Source organism: Pseudomonas sp. FBCC-B1667 (genome assembly GCF_059133255.1).
In genome coordinates this window covers 678,825-697,710 of the sequence record NZ_CP101437.1, presented here as the reverse complement: position 1 = coordinate 697,710, position 18,886 = coordinate 678,825, and the positions used below count along the sequence as shown (strand labels likewise).

Here is an 18,886-nt window from a genome sequence, read left to right as displayed (position 1 = left end):
AGGACGTTTCTCTGTGCTTTGCACTTTGGAGAATACGCCTTACAAATTTCACGCGTCATTTCGATTGATCCGACAAAACAACTAGAACATTCCTACTCAATCTCTCCTTGATAAGAATTCATTACCAACTATGATTGAGTTGTCACATTGAAGTGACGCTCATTATCAATGACAAGGAGTTACAAAGATGAAAGCAATTACTCTGGAAGCAAACACCATCGCCAACCTGGCTTTTCTGGTTGCGCCGAAAGCCCGCTAAGTAAATGAAGCGCTGGGGAGTGCCGGCTACCCAGCGTTCTCTGAGAAAACCCAGAGTGAATCGCCCATCATGCAGATAAACCCCTATCTCTTCATACTTCCGCGCACGCCCGATCAAATAGTGTGGGATTACAAAAATCACAAACAGTACGAACTGGATATTGACTATTCAACCCGACTTGCAGAATTGATAAACAACCCGAACAAGTTCAATCGCAACAACAGTATAGACACCCAACTTCTTGAAGCAGGAATACTCACGACATCAACCCCCACTCTTATTGAATGGGGCTGGGATGACCTGTCGAAAATATTCCATATCGGCACCAAGAACATCCCTTGCCAACATACCCCACGCGATATTCATGAATGGTCCAGAGAGTATCTGAACCATTGCAGCAAAGTGCTGGCCACACCGACACCGGACACCCGTCTGACGGAACGTCTGGCAGACGAAAAGATTTCATTGCCGAAACCTGGATGCCTGCCGCAAAGCACGCTGGCAAATACCCTGATCGACCGGAAAACCTGCCGAACCTTCACCGGCGAGGCCCTCTCGCTCGAAGCAGTCAGCACGTTGCTCTACTTGTCCCTCGGTTACTTGCGAGAACGTGAGGACGACGTCGACGAAAGCATCGCCGAAGGACTTGGCGCCCGCCGCACCAGCCCCTCCGGGGGTGGGCTAAACGCCTGTGAAGGCTTCCTGCTCGTACAAAACGTCAGCGGCCTGAAACCCGGGCTCTATGCCTACCATCCAACCGAGCATGCGCTGAGCTTCGTCAACCCGCTGCCAGGTCGACCGCTGGGGCAACTGCTGTGCGGGCAACACTTCATCAATAACCTGCCGGTGGGCCTGTTCATCACCAGTCGATTCGACAAGCTGTGGTGGAAATATGAACACTCGCGCGCCTATCGAATGGCTTACGTTGAAGCCGGGCACATTTCCCAGACCTTCCAGCTGGTGGCCACCTCGCTCGGCTTTAACACCTGGCTGACCGGCGCGCTGACCGATGATCAGGTCGAGACGCTTCTCGGCCTCACTGACAGCGCAGAACAGCCTTTGTTTTTTGTCGGTTGCGGCAACAGCGACGGGGACGTGCTGTGCAAGGAACTGAAAACGCTGCTGAACCGTCAGGACTCGCCATCATGAGCGACATGCGCTTTGAACAGGCAACGCTTCCCACTGGCTGGTCCGATCGTTTTACCCTCGGCGACTGGAATAACCGCGCCGCGGTGCGAACCAGCAAACATACCTATTTGTTGCCGCCCGATATTGAACAGCAACTGCAAACCCGGCATTGGTTCCCGCCGGCATTTTTGCCTTACTTGAATCATCCGGCCGTCAAAGACGCCGGCCGGGCGATCACTCATCGACTGTCGGCCAATCATCTGGTGTATTTCCTCGACTACACGACCTTGCTCGAACATCGCATCGTCAATCGATCTGTCGAAACCATCGTCCATGATGAACTCGGCATGGGCATTCCACAGCGGATGAAAAACGCTGCGCTGCAGCTCTACACCGACGAGGGCTATCACGCTCTCTTTTCCAATAGCCTCGCCGAGCAGATTGCCGCGTTCTACGGCATGCTTGATCGGCCCGTCATGCCACAGCGAATCACCCGGCTGCACGCCCTGCTCAAACGCACACCTGACCGACACAAACCACTGGCCTGGTTCCTCACCGGTTTCGTCTCCGAGACAATCATCGCCAAGGATCTGCTCGACATCTGTCGCGATGCGTTGGTGGACGGCGTTCAGGACATGCTCAGGGACCACCTTGCCGACGAGGCTCGACACAGTCGTTACTTCTGCGAAGTGTTCCATTATCTGTGGCTGCACCTGACCAGCGCCCAACGCCAGTTCTGCGCGGGTCTGCTGCCGGAGCTCATTCAGGTGTTCTTTGAGGTCGATGAGCATTGGCTGAGGGCAAGCTTTCGCAGTGTCGGCCTCAGGGAGACAGTTTGCCTGGAAATCACTGAAGGGCTGTCCGACGCGCAAGCCACTCTGCAACGGACTCGTTCGGGCGCCAGCGCAACCCTGAGCGCCCTGAAAAACGCCGGGTTCTTCGACCGGCCTTACAACCGGCAACTCTTCACCAGGGCCGGGCTTCTTGATGAATAACATGATCGAAGCAACCGAGGTCAAAGGAAGCCGGCCCATGGTCATTTTGTTGATGACCATGACACTGCTTGCTGTTTTCCCCCTCGACGTCGTGCTCCCGTCCTTTCCCGCGCTCTCCGACCACTTTCGCACGACGCCTGTGGATATAGCGTTGTCCGTCAGCCTCTTTGCCATTGGCCTGGCGTTTTCATTGCTGCTGATCGGGCCGCTGTCCGACAGGTTCGGCCGCAAAAAACTGCTGCTAGGGGGCATTGCTCTGGCTGCCGGGGGTGCAACAGGGTGTCTGCTTGTCAGCGATTACACCTGGTTTCTGATCTTTCGCGTTATACAGGCGATGGGCTGCGGATCGTTTGCCTTGTCACAGGCGCTGGTCCAGGACCTGTTCTTCGGCCGCGAACTGGAACGACTGCGAATCTGGATGGCAACCGCCGGCGGGATTTTCATTTCCTGTTCGCCGCTGATAGGCACCTGGCTGCAGTTGCATGTGGGCTGGCAGGGCAGTTTTTATGTGTTCATCGGCCTGGCCATTATCGTCTGGCTGAGGTCCTGCTTGCTGTTAAAGGAAAGTCGTAGCGGTGCTCCATCGTCCCGGCGATTCTTCGGCACTTATTGGCTACTGCTTAGCGATATACGTTTTACGGGTTACTGGCTGATATCCGGTCTGGCTTTCGCCTGCCATTTCTCGTTCATCGTTATTTCACCACTCCTGTTCATGGAGTACCTGCACCTTTCCGCCTACCAGTTCGCCTGGGCGCTGTTGCTGTATGGCGTCGCGTATGTGGTCGGCGGGATTATCGCCAGCCTCTTGCATCGCCATCTGGAGGGCAGCAGCCAAATCAACATCGGCCTGGGCCTGATTACACTCTCGGGCCTGGTGATGCCATGGCTGGTCTGGCAGTTCGGCCTGTCCGCCGCCACGGTTCTGATTCCCATGCTGATCTGTACCGCCGGCACCACCATTTGCCGTCCCATCGCCAACTCCAGGGCGATGAGCCTCTTCCCCCAATACGCGGGTACCGCAACCTCGGCCGGTAGCCTGCTGATTTTCATGTGTGGCGGCCTGATCAGCGCCGTCATCAACCTGACCAGCGCCTACCTGACCACGGCCCTGGCCGTGTGCTTTTTGATTTTGAGTGCGGTGGGCATCGGCTTGAACACCGTGATCAGTCGCCGCTGACTGCGCATCAGGGCAACATGCCGATAACCCTGTCCACACGTCTTGTCAGCGCTATCTCCAAAGCGGCAGCCATTCCCTCCTGACGCCAGCCGTGTAGAATCGCGACATTCATCGCCAGTCATCCCCCGGCGGGTTTATGAGCTCAAGCTGAAGCGCGCGGCGATCCCGCAAAGTTATCGGCAACTTCCGGACACACGGCCATTTCTGAGTGTTCCAGACGTCAATAGAAGCTCACTTCCCCTTTTGATACCTGATTAGCCGCCCGGAGTGCTTCATGCCTGATTACCGCTCGAAAACATCCACCCACGGTCGCAACATGGCCGGCGCCCGTGCACTGTGGCGCGCCACGGGGATGAAAGATGACGACTTCAAAAAGCCGATCATCGCCATTGCCAACTCCTTCACCCAGTTCGTACCGGGCCACGTCCACCTCAAGGACCTGGGCCAACTGGTCGCCCGCGAAATCGAACGCGCCGGCGGCGTGGCAAAGGAATTCAACACCATTGCCGTGGATGACGGCATCGCCATGGGCCACGACGGCATGCTGTATTCGCTGCCGAGCCGCGAGATCATCGCCGACTCCGTCGAGTACATGGTCAACGCCCACTGCGCCGACGCCATCGTCTGCATCTCCAACTGCGACAAGATCACCCCAGGCATGTTGATGGCGTCCCTGCGCCTGAACATCCCGGTGATCTTCGTGTCCGGCGGCCCGATGGAAGCCGGCAAGACCAAACTGGCCAGCCACGGTCTCGACCTCGTCGATGCCATGGTGATCGCCGCCGACTCCAGCGCTTCTGACGAGAAAGTCGCTGAGTACGAGCGCAGCGCCTGCCCGACGTGCGGTTCGTGCTCCGGCATGTTTACCGCCAACTCGATGAACTGCCTGGTTGAAGCCCTGGGCCTGGCCTTGCCAGGCAACGGTTCGACCCTGGCCACCCACAGCGACCGCGAGCAATTGTTCCTGCAAGCGGGCCGCACTATTGTCGAGCTGTGCAAGCGTTACTACGGTGAGAACGACGAGTCGGTATTGCCGCGCAACATCGCCAACTTCAAGGCGTTCGAAAACGCCATGACGCTGGACATCGCCATGGGCGGTTCCACCAACACCATCCTGCACTTGCTGGCCGCGGCCCAGGAAGCCGAGATCGATTTCGACCTGCGCGACATCGACCGCCTGTCCCGTCACGTGCCGCAACTGTGCAAAGTCGCGCCGAACATCCAGAAGTACCACATGGAAGACGTGCACCGTGCCGGCGGGATCTTCAGCATCCTCGGCTCGCTGGCCCGTGGCGGCCTGCTGCACACTGACCTGCCGACCGTGCACAGCAAGACCCTGGCCGAAGGCATCGCCAAGTGGGACATCACCCAGACTGACGACGAAGCCGTGCATCACTTCTTCAAGGCCGGCCCGGCAGGCATTCCGACACAAACCGCGTTCAGCCAGTCCACCCGTTGGGAAACCCTCGACGACGACCGCGAAAACGGCTGCATCCGCAGTGTCGAGCATGCTTACTCGAAAGAAGGCGGCCTGGCCGTTCTCTACGGCAACATCGCGCTGGACGGCTGCGTGGTGAAAACCGCCGGCGTCGACGAATCGATCCACGTCTTCGAAGGGAATGCGAAGATCTTCGAAAGCCAGGACAGCGCCGTACGCGGCATCCTCGCTGACGAAGTGAAGGCCGGCGACATCGTGATCATTCGTTACGAAGGCCCGAAAGGCGGCCCGGGCATGCAGGAAATGCTGTACCCGACGTCTTACCTGAAATCCAAAGGCCTGGGCAAAGCCTGCGCCCTGCTCACCGACGGCCGCTTCTCCGGTGGCACCTCGGGCCTGTCCATCGGCCATGCTTCGCCGGAAGCGGCAGCGGGTGGCGCGATCGGTCTGGTGCAGGACGGCGATAAAGTGCTGATCGACATTCCAAACCGCTCGATCAACCTGTTGATCAGCGACGAAGAAATGGCCGGACGTCGTGCCGAGCAGGATCAGAAAGGCTGGAAGCCTGTGGAAAAACGTCCACGCAAGGTGACCACCGCACTGAAAGCCTACGCCCTGTTGGCGACCAGCGCCGACAAGGGTGCCGTGCGTAACAAGGCGATGCTCGACGGGCTGTAAGCGTCAATCGCAGAAATAAAAATGCCCCGCCAAGTGCAGGGCATTTTTTTGCCTGACCAAAACCTCCCAAACACTGGAGATCTACTGTGGGAGCTGGCTTGCCTGCGATGCAGACGACTCGGTCCATCAGACTGACCGCGTCGATGCCATCGCTGGCAAGCCAGCTCCCACAGGGGCCGTGCTCGTCGCAACGATCCATTTACCTTTACTGAATTTCTTCCGGCTTCACGATCACCCAGTTCTTGTCCGCCGTAACCTCAAGCCCTTCCTTGGCCTGGGCCGCCGCGTTCTTGGCCATCATGCCGTTAATCTGGGTCATGTATTTGTCCTTGCGGTTAACCCACAAGTGAATACCGCCCTTGGCCACGTCGACGCTGTGGAACAGCATGTAACCATCGCTGCTTGGGGTGTCGCCGCCTACCAGCACCGGCTTTTTCCACTCATCGATGTAGGTCAGGATCGCCGCCTGTTTGCCCGCCATCCAGGTCGCCGGGGTCCACAGGTACGGGGTCAGTTCGAGGCCGAGGTTAGCTTTCTCGTCATACTTGCCTGCGGTGATCTGTTTGCGAGCGGTGGTCAGTTCGCCGGACTTCGGGTCCTTGAGCAGCAGGCTCACGCCAATGACGTTCTGCGGTTTGACGTTGTAGCCGTACTTCGGATCGGAAGCGACCATGCGCACCAGCTCTTCAGAGGCGGCGGTCATCACGTAGACCTCGATGCCGTTCTCCATCAGCTTGTTGTACAGCTCGGCCTGGCCGGTGAAGACTTTCGGCGGGTTGACGTCGAGTTTCTTGACCACGTCGCCTTCGTAATAAGTGGCCGGAACCGGTTTGCCGGAGGCCATCAACTCGTCGACATAACCTTTGAGTTCTTTGAGGGTGAAGCCGGAGAACACTTGGGCGACCCATGGGTAACACACCATGTCGTCAATTTCGCAGAGACGATAGTAGTAGCTGAACAGGCTTTCCTTATGGTCAGCGGTGTCCTTGAACGGAATCAGTTTCAGGGAAGGATCGAGTTTGTCGCGGGTGATCAGGCCCTTGTTCTCCATGAATGGCAGCAACGACTCTTCAAGGTCGTAGCGGTAACTGGTGTTGTCCATGTCGAACACCGCGTAGTTACCTTTGTTGGCGTTGGCGGCAATCATTGCATCCAGCGCCTTGGCCTGATCGGCTGGCCAGTGTTTCAAATCGGTGGCGAATGCCTGGCCCGCAAGGCCCAGGCAAATGGCTGCAGCCAGCATTTTTGGAATGAATTTCATCGCGACGCTCCCTGAATATGAAAGACATCGACGCTAACAAATAAGTGTGACAGTCCTCGTCTGTCAGCGACCGCTACCGTACCCATTGCGCCAGCTGCATCCCCGACAGCGACACCGGCTTATTCCAAAAACGACAGACCACCTCCGATTTCGGTATTAATTCATTAGATATCAAGCTGTTAGGCTTTCCGGTTCGCGGCTGCCCCGGAAGGCAGCTGGCACCTGTCTGATCGGAGTTTTTATGAATCTGCCGCTGATCCTCAATCTGCTGGTATTCCTGGCCCTGCTGTTTGGCCTGGCACAAACCCGCCACACCACCTGGAGCCTGGCGAAAAAAGTCCTGCTCGCCCTGGTGCTGGGCGTGGTGTTTGGTGTGGCGCTGCACACCGTTTATGGCGCCGGCAATCCGGTATTGAAAACCTCCATTGGCTGGTTCGATCTGGTGGGCAACGGTTACGTGCAGTTGCTGCAAATGATCGTGATCCCGCTGGTGTTCGCCTCGATCCTCAGCGCCGTGGCCCGCCTGCACAATGCGTCGTCATTGGGGAAAATCAGCTTCCTGACCATTGGCACGCTGCTGTTCACCACCGCCATTGCGGCGTTGATCGGCATCGGTTTGACCAACCTGTTCGGCCTGACCGCTGAAGGCTTGGTGGCCGGCACCCAGGAAATGGCGCGCCTGCAAACCATCCAGACCGACTACGCCGGCAAGGTGGCGGACCTGAACGTGCCGCAGCTGTTGCTCTCGTTCATTCCGCAAAACCCGTTTGCCGACCTGGCGCGCGCCAAGCCGACCTCGATCATCAGCGTGGTGATTTTTGCGGCGTTCCTCGGCGTTGCTGCTTTGCAATTGCTCAAGGATGACGTCGAGAAAGGTCAGAAAGTGATCAACGCCATCGACACCCTGCAAGCCTGGGTAATGCGTCTGGTGCGCCTGGTGATGAAGCTGACCCCTTACGGCGTGTTGGCGCTGATGACCAAAGTGGTCGCCGGTTCCAACCTGCAAGACATCATCAAGCTCGGCAGTTTTGTGGTGGTGTCCTACATCGGCCTCGGCCTGATGTTTGTAGTCCATGGCCTGCTGGTGTCGGCGGCCGGGATCAACCCGCTGCGCTTCTTCCGCAAAGTCTGGCCGGTGCTGACGTTTGCATTCACCAGCCGTTCGAGCGCGGCGACAATTCCGTTGAGCATCGAAGCGCAGACCCGCCGTTTGGGCATTCCGCAATCCATCGCCAGCTTCGCCGCGTCGTTTGGCGCGACCATTGGCCAGAACGGCTGTGCCGGTCTGTACCCGGCGATGTTGGCGGTGATGGTTGCGCCAACCGTGGACATCAACCCGCTGGACCCGTTATGGATCGCGACGCTGGTGGCGATTGTGACGCTGAGCTCGGCCGGTGTGGCGGGTGTCGGTGGAGGCGCGACGTTTGCCGCGTTGATCGTGCTGCCCGCGATGGGCTTGCCGGTGTCATTGGTGGCGTTGCTGATTTCGGTCGAGCCGCTGATTGATATGGGGCGCACGGCGCTGAACGTCAGTGGGTCGATGACGGCCGGGGCGATTACCAGCCAGATCATGCAGCAGACGGATAAAGACTTGCTGGATGCGGATGAGCATTCGGAGTTGGCTCACGCCTGAGTCTTGTAGCGACTGGGCGGGCCTCATCGCGGGCAAGCCCGGCGCCTACAGGAAGCATTGGTGTTCACACGGTGTGTGTCCCACCTCAAAACCCTGTAGGAGCCGTTGCTCGCGATGCTCTTAGGCTTTTTCCCAGACTTCGAAGTTGTAGGCCGGTTTGTCACCCTCGGCCGGATTCGGCGTGTTCGACACCAGCTTCCACCGCCCCAAATCAAATTCCGGAAACCACGCATCCCCTTCCGGGCTCAGCGCCACGCGGGTCAGGTACAACCGATCCGCCTGCGCCAGCCCCTGCGCATACAACTGCGCGCCGCCAATCAGCATCAGCTCATCGACGCCCTGCGCCTTCGCCCATGCTTCGGCACGAACCACTGCAGCTTCCAGCGACGGATAGACCTCCGCGCCTTCGAGCACCAGGTTCGCCTGACGGCTGACTACGATGTTCAACCGGCCCGGCAGCGGCCGACCGAGGGAATCCCAAGTCTTGCGACCCATGATGATCGGCTTGCCGAGGGTCGTGGCCTTGAAGTATTTGAAGTCCCCCGGCAAGTGCCAGGGCATGCTGTTGTCGACGCCGATCACGCGGTTTTCACCGAGGGCTGCGATCAGGCTGAGGGGGAGTGATTTAGTCATGCCGGGGAGGATACCAGAGCCATCCGTACCCCGATAAGCGCGACAGCGGTTATGCTCACAGCTCAATGGAGCGATGGGATCGCGCGTGACTGAACTGACTGGACTGCAAACTCTCTGGCTGACCGAAACCGTGCGCCTGCGTGAAGAACACGCCGGCCCGCTGGAAGACATGGAAGCCAACCGACTGGCCCGCAGCGCTGGCGGTGACTTGCCGACACGGATTCAACGGCGAGCCGTGTGGCTGGCCGAACGCGATGGTTTGGCGAATGCCCTGCAACACTGGCTGCAAGGCGCGCGGCTGGCGCTCATCGTGATGGCGGCGCTGGCCGTGATCAGCGGCACCGGTCTGGCCTTCGCCGCGATGGGCGACGGGCAACCCCCGGTGAATGTGTTCTGGGCCTTGGGCAGTCTGCTCGGGCTGAACCTGATTTTGCTGCTGAGCTGGGCGCTGGGCCTGGTGTTCGCCGGCGAACACGGCGCCACCCTCGGGCGCCTGTGGTTGTGGCTCAGCGAAAAACTCGCGCGCGATGCCAAAGCCGCGCAGCTGGCCCCGGCCCTGCTGCTGTTGTTACAACGACACAAACTCAATCGCTGGGCGGTCGGCACGCTGGTCAATGGCCTGTGGCTGCTGGCGATGCTCAGCGCCCTGGTGATTCTGCTGACGTTAATGGCGACCCGGCGCTACGGCTTCGTCTGGGAAACCACCATTCTGAGCGCTGACACCTTCGTCGCCATGACCCAGGCCCTCGGCGCGCTGCCGGCCCTGCTCGGCTTCAGTGTGCCCACCGTTGAGATGATCCGCGCCAGCGGCGATGCCGCGCTGAACATCGAAAGCGCTCGGCAGGCCTGGGCCGCCTGGCTGGTCGGCGTCCTGTTGGTCTACGGGGTGCTGCCGCGCTTGCTGCTGATACTGTTTTGCCGGTGGCGCTGGAAAACCGGACAAGCCAACTTGCAGCTGGACCTGAACCTGCCCGGCTATGCCCAACTGCGCCAACGCTTGATGCCCACCAGCGAACGCCTCGGCATCAGTGATGCTGCTCCGGCGCAACTGCATCGCGTCGAAAGCGGTGTCACCGACCAGCAAAGCGACGGTGCCCTGCTGGTCGCCATCGAACTCGACGACCAACGCCCATGGCCGCCGCAACTGCCGAAAACGGTGGGCAATGCCGGCGTTCTCGACAGCCGCGAATCGCGCCACCGACTCCTCGAACAATTGAGCCGCTTTCCGCCCGCACGCTTAGTCATCGCTTGCGACCAACGTCGCTCGCCAGACCGTGGCAGCCTGGCGCTGATCGCTGAACTGGCGCGCAATGCCGCCGCCACTCGCGTCTGGCTGCTGCAAGCGCCGCCCGGTGAAGCGCTGGACGCCGAACGACTCGGCGATTGGCACGTTGCGTTGCAACAACTGGAATTGCCGTTCGCCGATTGCGCGCCGATGAACTGGCTGGAGACCGGTCATGACTAACGCCTGGAAGGCACCATTGAAGCTGGCCGTGGTCGGCCACACCAACGTTGGCAAAACCTCATTGCTGCGCACCCTGACCCGTGATATCGGCTTCGGCGAAGTGTCCCATCGCCCCAGCACCACGCGCCACGTCGAAGGCGCACGCTTGTCGGTGGAGGGCGAGCCGTTGCTGGACCTCTACGATACGCCCGGCCTGGAAGACGCCATCGCCCTGCTCGACTACCTCGAACGCCTGGAGCGTCCCGGCGAACGCCTCGACGGCCCGGCCCGTTTGGCACGATTTCTTGAGGGCAGTGAAGCACGGCAGCGCTTTGAGCAGGAAGCCAAGGTGTTGCGGCAACTGCTCACCTGCGACGCCGGCCTCTACGTGATCGATGCCCGAGAACCGGTGCTGGCCAAGTACCGCGACGAACTGGAAGTGTTGGCCAGCTGTGGAAAACCGCTGCTGCCGGTACTCAACTTCGTCAGCAGCGCCAATCATCGCGAACCGGATTGGCGTGAAGCGTTGGCGCGTCTGGGCTTGCACGCATTGGTGCGTTTCGACAGCGTCGCACCGCCGGAAGATGGCGAACGTCGTCTTTATGAGAGCCTCGCCCTGCTGCTCGAGAACTCCCGCGAGCAGCTTGAGCGATTGATCGCCGATCAACAGGCCCAGCGCCTCGCCCGACAACAAAGCGCAGTGCGGCTGATTGCCGAGTTACTGATTGATTGCGCCGCCTGCCGACGCAGCGTCGCCAGTGACGCGGAGCAAGAACGGCAGGCCATCAGCGAACTGCACAAAGCCGTGCGTCAGCGGGAACAACGTTGCGTTGAAGCGCTGCTCAAGCTTTACGCGTTTCGCCCACAGGATGCCGCGGCCAGTGACTTGCCACTGCTCGATGGCCGTTGGGGCGATGACTTGTTTAACCCGGAAACCTTGAAGCAGCTGGGGGTACGGGTCGGCAGCGGGATCGCGGCCGGCGCGGCAGCCGGTGCCGGTGTCGACTTGTTGGTGGGCGGACTGACCCTGGGTGCAGCAGCATTGGCCGGCGCGATTGCCGGTGGCGCACTGCAAACCGCGCGCAGCTATGGCAGCCGTTTGCTGGGCAAGATCAAAGGCCAGCGAGAGCTGACCATCGATGACAGTGTTTTGAGATTGCTGGCATTGCGTCAGCGTCAACTGCTCCAGGCGCTGAACGCGCGCGGGCACGCAGCAATGGACAGCATTCAGGTCGCCACGCCCCAGGACAAGACCTGGCGCGAAGGCAAGTTGCCCGAGGCACTGAACAAGGCTCGGGCGCATCCGCAGTGGTCGTCGCTCAATCCGCAGGCGAAGTTGAACCAGGCGCAAAGGCAGGAGCTGGTTGAGGTGTTGGCGCAGCAGTTGTAGGAGTCATTGATGTGTTGTTCAGGCGGGGGTATTCGCGAGCAAGCCCGCTCCCACAAGGGAAATGCGTCGTACACAAATCCAATGTGGGAGCGGGCTTGCTCGCGAAGGCCGCACCCTGGTTTATCGTCCTATGCAGCCAATAGGTTCAACGCCTTTCCCTTCAAGACGCCAAGATCAATCACCGGCACCCGCATCTCCTTGGCCAACTCATCCCACTGCCGCATGCGCAAACTGACCTCGCACAGAGAATCTTGCTCGAAGGCCTCAGCCTCGGCCAATGTCATCACTCCACCCTGATACTCCAGCGTCCGGCGACTGGCTTCGCTCAAACGCTCGACGTACCCAGGCTCTCTGAGTGTCAGGTAACGCTTGGCCTGTACGTGGTATTCCACCAGTCGCGCCATACGTTCGCTGAAACCGGCGCGGCGCAGGTAATCGGCGCCCAGTCGTTCGTGGCTGACCACGCCAAAGCCGCCCATGTTCTCGGCGCTTTCGGCGCAGATGTGCCCGATGTCGTGAAAAAATGCGGCCAGCACCACTTCATCATCAAAGCCTTCGGCCATCGCCAATTGCGCGGCCTGGGACATGTGCTCGATCTGTGACACCGGTTCGCCAATGTAGTCGCTGTCGCCAAAGCGTTCGTACAGACCGAACACCTCGGCGATCACCTGTTCGTGGTTATTCATCAACGCTCCCCTAATAAAGTCGCCACATTACGTTCAGCCATCGCCGGCCCGACGCTCATGCCGACGCCGGTGTGCATCAGCGCCACGCTCAATCCCGGTGCCGGACGCAGGAACGAAAACGGCCCCGGTCCCCGTGAACCATAGACACCCTGCCAGCGTTCGACCACTTGCACCTTGCAGCCCAGCGTCTGCTCGGCCAGTTCGATCATCCAGTCGTCCACTTGCTCGGCGTTGAATGGCGACGGATCGCTGCCGTAGTGGTGGGAGTCACCGATGATCAATTCGCCGTAGGGCGTCGGGCTGATCAGCAGATGGATACCGTTGTCATGCAGGTGCGGCTCGTCGCGCAGAATCTGCGCCTGCACCGCCGCCGCTTCCGGCAGATCGGCAAAGGCGCCGTAGTGCACGCAACTCAAACCGGTAAGCAACGCGTGTTGCAGGTTGAGGTTGATCTGCGGGCGGGCGCGAAGCATTTGCAGGCGGCAGATTTGCGGGTTGAGTTGGGCAATCTGTTCGGCCAGCAACGTCTGATAATCGTGGCCGGAACAGACGATGATCTGCTCGGCGCTGAAGGTGCCGGCGGTGCTGTGCAAACGGCCCGGTTCGATGTCGCGGACCAGCGTCGAAAAGTGAAAGGTCACGCCGAGTTCACGGCGCAAGTAGTCGATCAGCGCTGGAATGGCTTCGCGGGAATACAGTTGCTGATCGTCCATCCCGTGCAACGCGGCGCGGTGATGGGTGAACTGGCCGCGGTACAAATCACGCAGTGCGGCGCCGCGCAGCAGTTCGACTCGGTAACCGTGTTCCACGGCGCGGCCGGCGCAGAACACCTCCAAAAGATGTTCTTCAGCTTCGGTGCGGGCGAACAGGTATGAGCCGTTGCGCTTGAGTTGCAGGCCGGCGAGTTGCGCCCATTGGCCCCAGATCTCGCGGCTGGCCTTGGCCAGTTCGAGCATCGGTCCCGGCGGCTGGCCGGTGACAAGGGCCTGGCCAAAGTTGCGCACCGAGGCGCCCAGAGGCGATTTGCTGCGTTCGAAAACGGTGACTTTCAGACCGCGCCGGGCGGCGGCGTAGGCGTGGGACAGGCCGAGGATCCCGGCGCCGACGATCAGCAGGTCGTTGTGTTGAGTCATTGAATTTTGTCCTGAATGACAGACCGTCATCGCGAGCAAGTCCGCTCCCACATTTGATCTGTGTCGATCACAAACCCAGTGTCCTCTGGAGATCCAATGTGGGAGCGGGCTTGCTCGCGAAGATGCCCTGTCAGCCGATGAAGATCTTACTTGGCAACCACTTTCTCGGACTTGCCGTCATAGCGCTTGCGCCATTCGGTCAGGATTTCATCGCGATTTTTGGAAGCCCAGGCAAAGTCGTTCTTGATCAACCGCTGCTCATAGTCGGCCGGCAATTCTGTCTGCGGCTTGGCGATGCCAGGTTGGGCGAGGACAGCAAAGTTCTCTTTGTAGAGCTCCATCGCCGCCGGGCTGGCCGAGAAGTCAGCCAGTTTCTTCGCCGCGTCTTCATGCGGTGTGCCTTTGATCACAGCGGTCGCTTCGATCTCCCAGCCCAGGCCTTCTTTCGGCAGGATGATGTCCAGCGGTGCGCCTTGGCGCTTGAGCTGAACGGCCGGGTATTCAAAGGAAATACCGATCGGGAATTCGCCGGCAGCCGCCAGTTTGCAAGGCTTGGAGCCGGAGTGAACGTACTGGCCGATGTTCTGGTGCAGACCGTCCATGTAGGCCCAGCCCTGCTTCTCGCCGAAGGTTTGCAGCCAGGCGCTGACATCGAGGAAACCGGTGCCGGACGAGGCCGGGTTAGGCATGACGATTTTGCCTTTGTACTCAGGCTTGGTCAGGTCCTGCCAGCTCAACGGTTTGCTCAGGCCCTGCTTCTCGGCTTCGACGGTGTTGAAGCAAATGGTCGCGGCCCAGACGTCCATGCCGACCCAGGCTGGCGGGGTGGCGGCGTCGCGGTAGTTGCCGCCGATCTTGCCCAGGTCCTTCGGCGCGTAGCTTTGCAGCATGCCTTGCTGATCGAGAATCGCCAGGCTCGAAGCGGCCAGGCCCCAGACGGCGTCGGCTTGTGGGCGAGCTTTTTCGGCCAGCAACTTGGCGGTGATGATGCCAGTGGAATCACGTACCCACTTGATCTCGACGTCCGGGTTGGCCTTTTCGAAGGCTTCTTTGTAGGTCTTCAGTTGTTCGGCTTCGAGGGCGGTGTACACCGTCAACTCGGTGGGCGCCGCGAAGGCGTTCAGGCTGAAAGCGGTGAGGACAGCAGCGGCCAGGGCCAGGGGCTTGAACATGATCTTTTCCTGTTTTGAGTTGAGGTTTGCGGGAGGGGAAATCAATGACCGGGCGCGGTCTGCCGCCAGGCTTGGGAACGACGCAGCAAACCGCGCGAAGCCCAGGCCAGCAGCAAGGACACGCCCGCCGAAGTGAACAGAATCAGGGTCGACATCGCCGCCGCGCCGCCAACGTTACCGGCGTCGTCCATGTTCAGCACCGCCACCGCCGCGAGGAGGGTGTCAGGGCTGTAGAGGAAGATCGCCGCCGAGACGGTGGTCATGGCCGAGACGAACAGGTAGCGCACGATGTCCAGCAGCGCCGGCAGGCAGATCGGCACGGTGACGCGCAGGTAATGCCGATACAGCGGCGCCTTGAGCGACAGCGCGGCGGCTTCGAACTCGGCGTCGAGCTGACGCAGCGCGGTGGTCGCGGTCATTTGCGCGGTGGTCAAATAGTGCGCAATGGTGCAGACCACCAGCAGGGTCATGGTCCCGTAGAGCACATGCAGCGGGTTGCCGGTGAGGTTGAAGAAGAAGACGTAACCCAGGCCCAGCACCAGTCCCGGCACCGCCATCGGTACGAAACTGAGCATGCGCAAGGTCAGGTTCAGCCCACGTTGGCCCTTGGTTTTTTCCATCAGGTAAGCGCCGGTGAAGATCAGCACGCTGCCGATCAACGCCGTGCACAACGCCATCTTCACGCTGTTGCCATAGGCCAGCCAGCCGCCGCCCGCGGTGTCGTTGAACTGGTAATGGTTGAGCGACAGCGACAGGTTGTACGGCCAGAATTTGACCAGCGAAGAGAAGATCGCCGTGCCGAACACCAGTAGCAACGCCGCGCTGATCAGCAACACAATGCCTAGATAGCAGCCGTCGCGCAGCTTCGATTCCGCCGGTTTGAACACTTGCGCACGCCCGCTCATGGAGTCGCCGTGACGTCGGCGCAGCCACGCATCGACACCGAAGCTGAACAGCGCCGGCAACAGCAGGACCATGCCGATCAACGCGCCGCGACCGAATTGTTGCTGGCCGACCACGGCTTTGTAGGCTTCCAGCGCCAACACTTGGTAGTCGCCCCCCACCACCACAGGCACGCCGAAGTCGGTGATGGTCAGCGTGAAGACCAGGCAGAACGCGGCGAACACAGCCTGTCGCGTCGCCGGCCAGGTAATGCTGCGGAACGCTTTTGCCGGGCTCGCACCCATGCTGGAGGCAGCATCGAACAGTCGCGCATCCGCCAGGGACAACGCCGACAGCAGAATCATCAAGGCATGCGGGAAGGTGTAGATCACCTCGCCAAGCACAATGCCCCAGAAGCCGTAGATGTTGTCCGAGAGCAGACCGCGCAACAGGCCCTGGTTGCCGAACAGATACACCAGTGCAATCCCGGGCAGCATCGACGGCGCCATCAATGGCAGCAGCGAAATGCCGCGCCAGATGCCTTTGCCGGGAATCAAAGTGCGTTGCAGCGCGTAGGCAAACAGATACGCCAGCGGTACGACAATCGCCGCGACGCTGAGGGAAACCTTGAGGCTGTTGCCCAGCAACCAGTGGAAATTCTCGCTGGTGACCAACTCCCGTGCAGCCACCAGACCACCGCCCTGCCCGGCTTCGGCGCTGAAGCCGCGCCAGAAGATCGCCAGCAACGGCATCAACACAGCGACGCCGAGCAATACCAGCAACAGGACTTTGCCGCCAACCACGAACACTCGGTCGCCGATTTCGGCACGGGAGGTCTGCCGAACCTGCTTGTGCGGTATCGGCAGCGCGATGTTCGCGCTCATCAGGCAAACACCTGCAGGCTGCGCGGCGGCAAGGCGACCATAATCTGCTGCGCGCCGAGGCGCGGCATGGCTTCCGGCGCCAGTTCGGCCAGCAACGGATGGCCCGGCAATTGGTCGAGTTCGAAGCTCATGCGGCAGCGGTTACCAAGGAAGGTAATTTCGCGAACCTTGGCCGGGAACAGGTTTTCTTCATGCACCAGCGGGTTGACGTTGATCGCTTCCGGGCGGCAGAACAAACGGCCCGAAGCGGTTTTTGCGCTGCCATCGGCCAGGCGCATGTTCAGCCCGCCGACCCGGGCGTGGCTGTCACTGCTGCGGCGGAACGGCAGCCAGTTGCCCTGGCCAACGAACTCCGCCACAAACGGCGTGGCCGGGCGGTCGTAGATGTCCTGCGGCGTGGCGTACTGCTCGACCTTGCCGTTGTTCATCACCGCGATGCGGTCGGCCATCAGCATGGCCTCGTCCTGATTGTGCGTGACCATCAGGGTGGTGATGCCGAGGTTGCGCTGCAATTGGCGCAACTCGGTGCACAGATGCTCGCGAACCCGGGCGTCGAGTGCCGACATCGGTTCGTCCAGCAGTAATAGCGAAGGCGCCGGTGCCAGGGCTCGCGCCAGGGCGACACGTTGCTGTTGGCCGCCAGACAATTGGCCGGGGTACTTTTTCTCACTGCCGATCAGACCGACCAGTTCGAGCATCTGACCCACACGCTTGCGCACTTCATCGCGACCACTGCCGGCGAGGCCGTAGGCAATGTTCGCTTCGACGGTGAGATTGGGGAACAACGCGTAGGACTGGAACAGAATGCCGTAGTCCCGCGCCTGGGGGGCCAGGTGGGAAACGTCGCGATCACCGAGGTACAACTCGCCGCTGTCCTGTTTTTCCAGACCGGCGATGCAGCGCAGCAAGGTGGTTTTGCCACACCCCGACGGGCCCAGCAGACACACCAGTTCACCGGCCGCGACGTCGAGGGAAACATTATCCAGCGCGGTGAAGGCGCCGAAGCGTTTCTGTACGCCGCGCACCTTCATCGGGGCGCCAGGGTTGGTCAGGGCTGTTGCGATCGAGTGGTTCATGGACGGGCCTCATCAAGCAGATGAAGGCCATCCTAGGGATGTAATGCGTCCGTCATGTGGCAGTGAGGCAAAAACGGCTGATAGTGGTATTCAGGGATTTTGGTTCACCGTCGATCGTTCCCACGCGCTGCGTCGGACGATCATCAGGCCGGGGCCATTTCCTGCGCCAACCCGAGAAACGCCGCCGGCAGCCGCGCGCCTTTGCGTTCCTTGAGGCAATACAGGTATTCGGGAATCTGCGGTGCATTTTCGATAGTCAGCACCCGCAGTTGCGGATCATGCGGCACTTCCTGCCGGGCAATGATGCTGATGCCAATGTTGCGCAGCACCGCCTCGCGGATCGATTCGCGGCTGCCAATTTCCAGCAACGGCCCGAAACTCACCCCGGCGCTCGCCAGCAATTCTTCGGTCAAGCGCCGAGTGGTCGAGCCCGATTCACGCATCAACAACGTATGCCCGGCCAATGCACCGAGCGGTACATGATCATGAACCGCCAGCGGATGATTGCGATGCACCGCCAACACCAGCGGATCGCTGCCCAGCACCCGCCGGATCAACCGCGCATCGTCGAGCAATTGCGATGACGCCGCGACATCCACCCGGTAATCCTCCAGTGCTTCGAGCACTTGCTGGGAATTGCCGATTTCCACCGACACGTCCACTTGCGGCAAGCGCTCGCGGAAGGTCTTCACCAGATCAAGAATGTAATACGGCGCCGTGGCCGCGATGCGCAACGTGCCTTGGACCAGGCCAGTGTTGCGCAGGAAAAACTCGATGTCGGCTTCTTGCTGCAACAGCGCCTTGACCATCGGCAACAGCCGCGCGCCCTCTTCGCTGATGCTGAGGCGACGACCGCCCCGGTAGAACAGTTCAACCGAGTACTGGCTTTCCAGATGGCGGATCTGCGTCGTCACCGTGGGCTGGCTCAGGCCTAGCTTTTTCGCCGCCAGGGTAATGCTGCCCAACCGGGCCACCATGTAAAACGCCTTCAGCTCGGCACTCAGCACACCCGCTCCT

General features: G+C 60.4%; 15 protein-coding genes. 7 read left to right on the top strand and 8 right to left on the bottom strand.

From position 1 onward, the window contains the following. Window positions 1–328 precede the first annotated feature (328 nt). From NL116_RS03010 to ilvD, 4 genes are all read left to right on the top strand, one after another. On the top strand, window positions 329–1,408 hold the full coding sequence (locus NL116_RS03010) for a SagB family peptide dehydrogenase (protein WP_494375958.1): 1,080 nt from the start codon (window positions 329–331) through the stop codon (window positions 1,406–1,408). Further along, the gene (locus NL116_RS03005) at window positions 1,405–2,382 is read left to right on the top strand and encodes a diiron oxygenase (protein WP_494375957.1); all 978 of its coding nucleotides are present in this window, start codon (window positions 1,405–1,407) and stop codon (window positions 2,380–2,382) included. The genes NL116_RS03010 and NL116_RS03005 overlap by 4 nt, the downstream gene beginning before the upstream one ends. A gap of 37 nt (window positions 2,383–2,419) precedes the next feature. Further along, window positions 2,420–3,559, top strand: coding sequence for an MFS transporter (locus tag NL116_RS03000; protein WP_494375956.1), 1,140 nt, complete (start codon window positions 2,420–2,422; stop codon window positions 3,557–3,559). A gap of 274 nt (window positions 3,560–3,833) precedes the next feature. Next, window positions 3,834–5,675, top strand: coding sequence for a dihydroxy-acid dehydratase (ilvD, locus tag NL116_RS02995; RefSeq protein ID WP_007945541.1), 1,842 nt, complete (start codon window positions 3,834–3,836; stop codon window positions 5,673–5,675). Window positions 5,676–5,880: 205 nt separating this feature from the next. Here the strand turns inward: ilvD and NL116_RS02990 are convergent, their stop codons facing one another. Then, window positions 5,881–6,936, bottom strand: coding sequence for an HAD family hydrolase (locus NL116_RS02990; protein WP_123434759.1), 1,056 nt, complete (start codon window positions 6,934–6,936; stop codon window positions 5,881–5,883). 241 nt (window positions 6,937–7,177) lie between these two features. Between NL116_RS02990 and NL116_RS02985 the strand changes: the two genes are divergently transcribed. Beyond that, the gene (locus NL116_RS02985) at window positions 7,178–8,569 is read left to right on the top strand and encodes an L-cystine transporter (RefSeq protein WP_494375955.1); all 1,392 of its coding nucleotides are present in this window, start codon (window positions 7,178–7,180) and stop codon (window positions 8,567–8,569) included. Window positions 8,570–8,689: 120 nt separating this feature from the next. On the opposite strand, the gene NL116_RS02980 is transcribed toward NL116_RS02985, so the two are convergent. Further along, on the bottom strand, window positions 8,690–9,202 hold the full coding sequence (locus tag NL116_RS02980; protein WP_494375954.1) for a dihydrofolate reductase: 513 nt from the start codon (window positions 9,200–9,202) through the stop codon (window positions 8,690–8,692). 85 nt (window positions 9,203–9,287) lie between these two features. Between NL116_RS02980 and NL116_RS02975 the strand changes: the two genes are divergently transcribed. Next, window positions 9,288–10,667, top strand: a complete 1,380-nt coding sequence (locus NL116_RS02975; RefSeq protein ID WP_494375953.1) for a DUF2868 domain-containing protein — start codon at window positions 9,288–9,290, stop codon at window positions 10,665–10,667. Further along, on the top strand, window positions 10,660–12,036 hold the full coding sequence (locus NL116_RS02970; RefSeq protein WP_494375952.1) for a GTPase/DUF3482 domain-containing protein: 1,377 nt from the start codon (window positions 10,660–10,662) through the stop codon (window positions 12,034–12,036). The genes NL116_RS02975 and NL116_RS02970 overlap by 8 nt, the downstream gene beginning before the upstream one ends. Window positions 12,037–12,164: 128 nt before the next feature. Here NL116_RS02970 and NL116_RS02965 read toward each other — a convergent pair whose 3' ends face one another. The 6 genes from NL116_RS02965 to NL116_RS02940 form a co-directional block, all read right to left on the bottom strand. After that, window positions 12,165–12,722, bottom strand: a complete 558-nt coding sequence (locus NL116_RS02965; protein ID WP_494375951.1) for a phosphonate degradation HD-domain oxygenase — start codon at window positions 12,720–12,722, stop codon at window positions 12,165–12,167. Further along, window positions 12,722–13,855: a TIGR03364 family FAD-dependent oxidoreductase gene (locus tag NL116_RS02960; protein ID WP_494375950.1), complete on the bottom strand. Its 1,134-nt coding sequence runs from the start codon at window positions 13,853–13,855 to the stop codon at window positions 12,722–12,724. The genes NL116_RS02965 and NL116_RS02960 overlap by 1 nt, the downstream gene beginning before the upstream one ends. 146 nt (window positions 13,856–14,001) lie before the next feature. Next, window positions 14,002–15,027 (bottom strand): putative 2-aminoethylphosphonate ABC transporter substrate-binding protein, encoded by a 1,026-nt coding sequence (locus NL116_RS02955; RefSeq protein WP_494375949.1) that lies wholly within the window; start codon window positions 15,025–15,027, stop codon window positions 14,002–14,004. Window positions 15,028–15,068: 41 nt separating this feature from the next. Next, the gene (locus NL116_RS02950) at window positions 15,069–16,793 is read right to left on the bottom strand and encodes a putative 2-aminoethylphosphonate ABC transporter permease subunit (RefSeq protein ID WP_494375948.1); all 1,725 of its coding nucleotides are present in this window, start codon (window positions 16,791–16,793) and stop codon (window positions 15,069–15,071) included. Beyond that, the gene (locus tag NL116_RS02945) at window positions 16,793–17,869 is read right to left on the bottom strand and encodes a putative 2-aminoethylphosphonate ABC transporter ATP-binding protein (RefSeq protein ID WP_494375947.1); all 1,077 of its coding nucleotides are present in this window, start codon (window positions 17,867–17,869) and stop codon (window positions 16,793–16,795) included. The genes NL116_RS02950 and NL116_RS02945 overlap by 1 nt, the downstream gene beginning before the upstream one ends. Window positions 17,870–18,012: 143 nt before the next feature. Continuing rightward, window positions 18,013–18,876, bottom strand: a complete 864-nt coding sequence (locus tag NL116_RS02940) for a LysR family transcriptional regulator (protein WP_494375946.1) — start codon at window positions 18,874–18,876, stop codon at window positions 18,013–18,015. Between the last annotated feature and the right edge of the window lie 10 nt (window positions 18,877–18,886).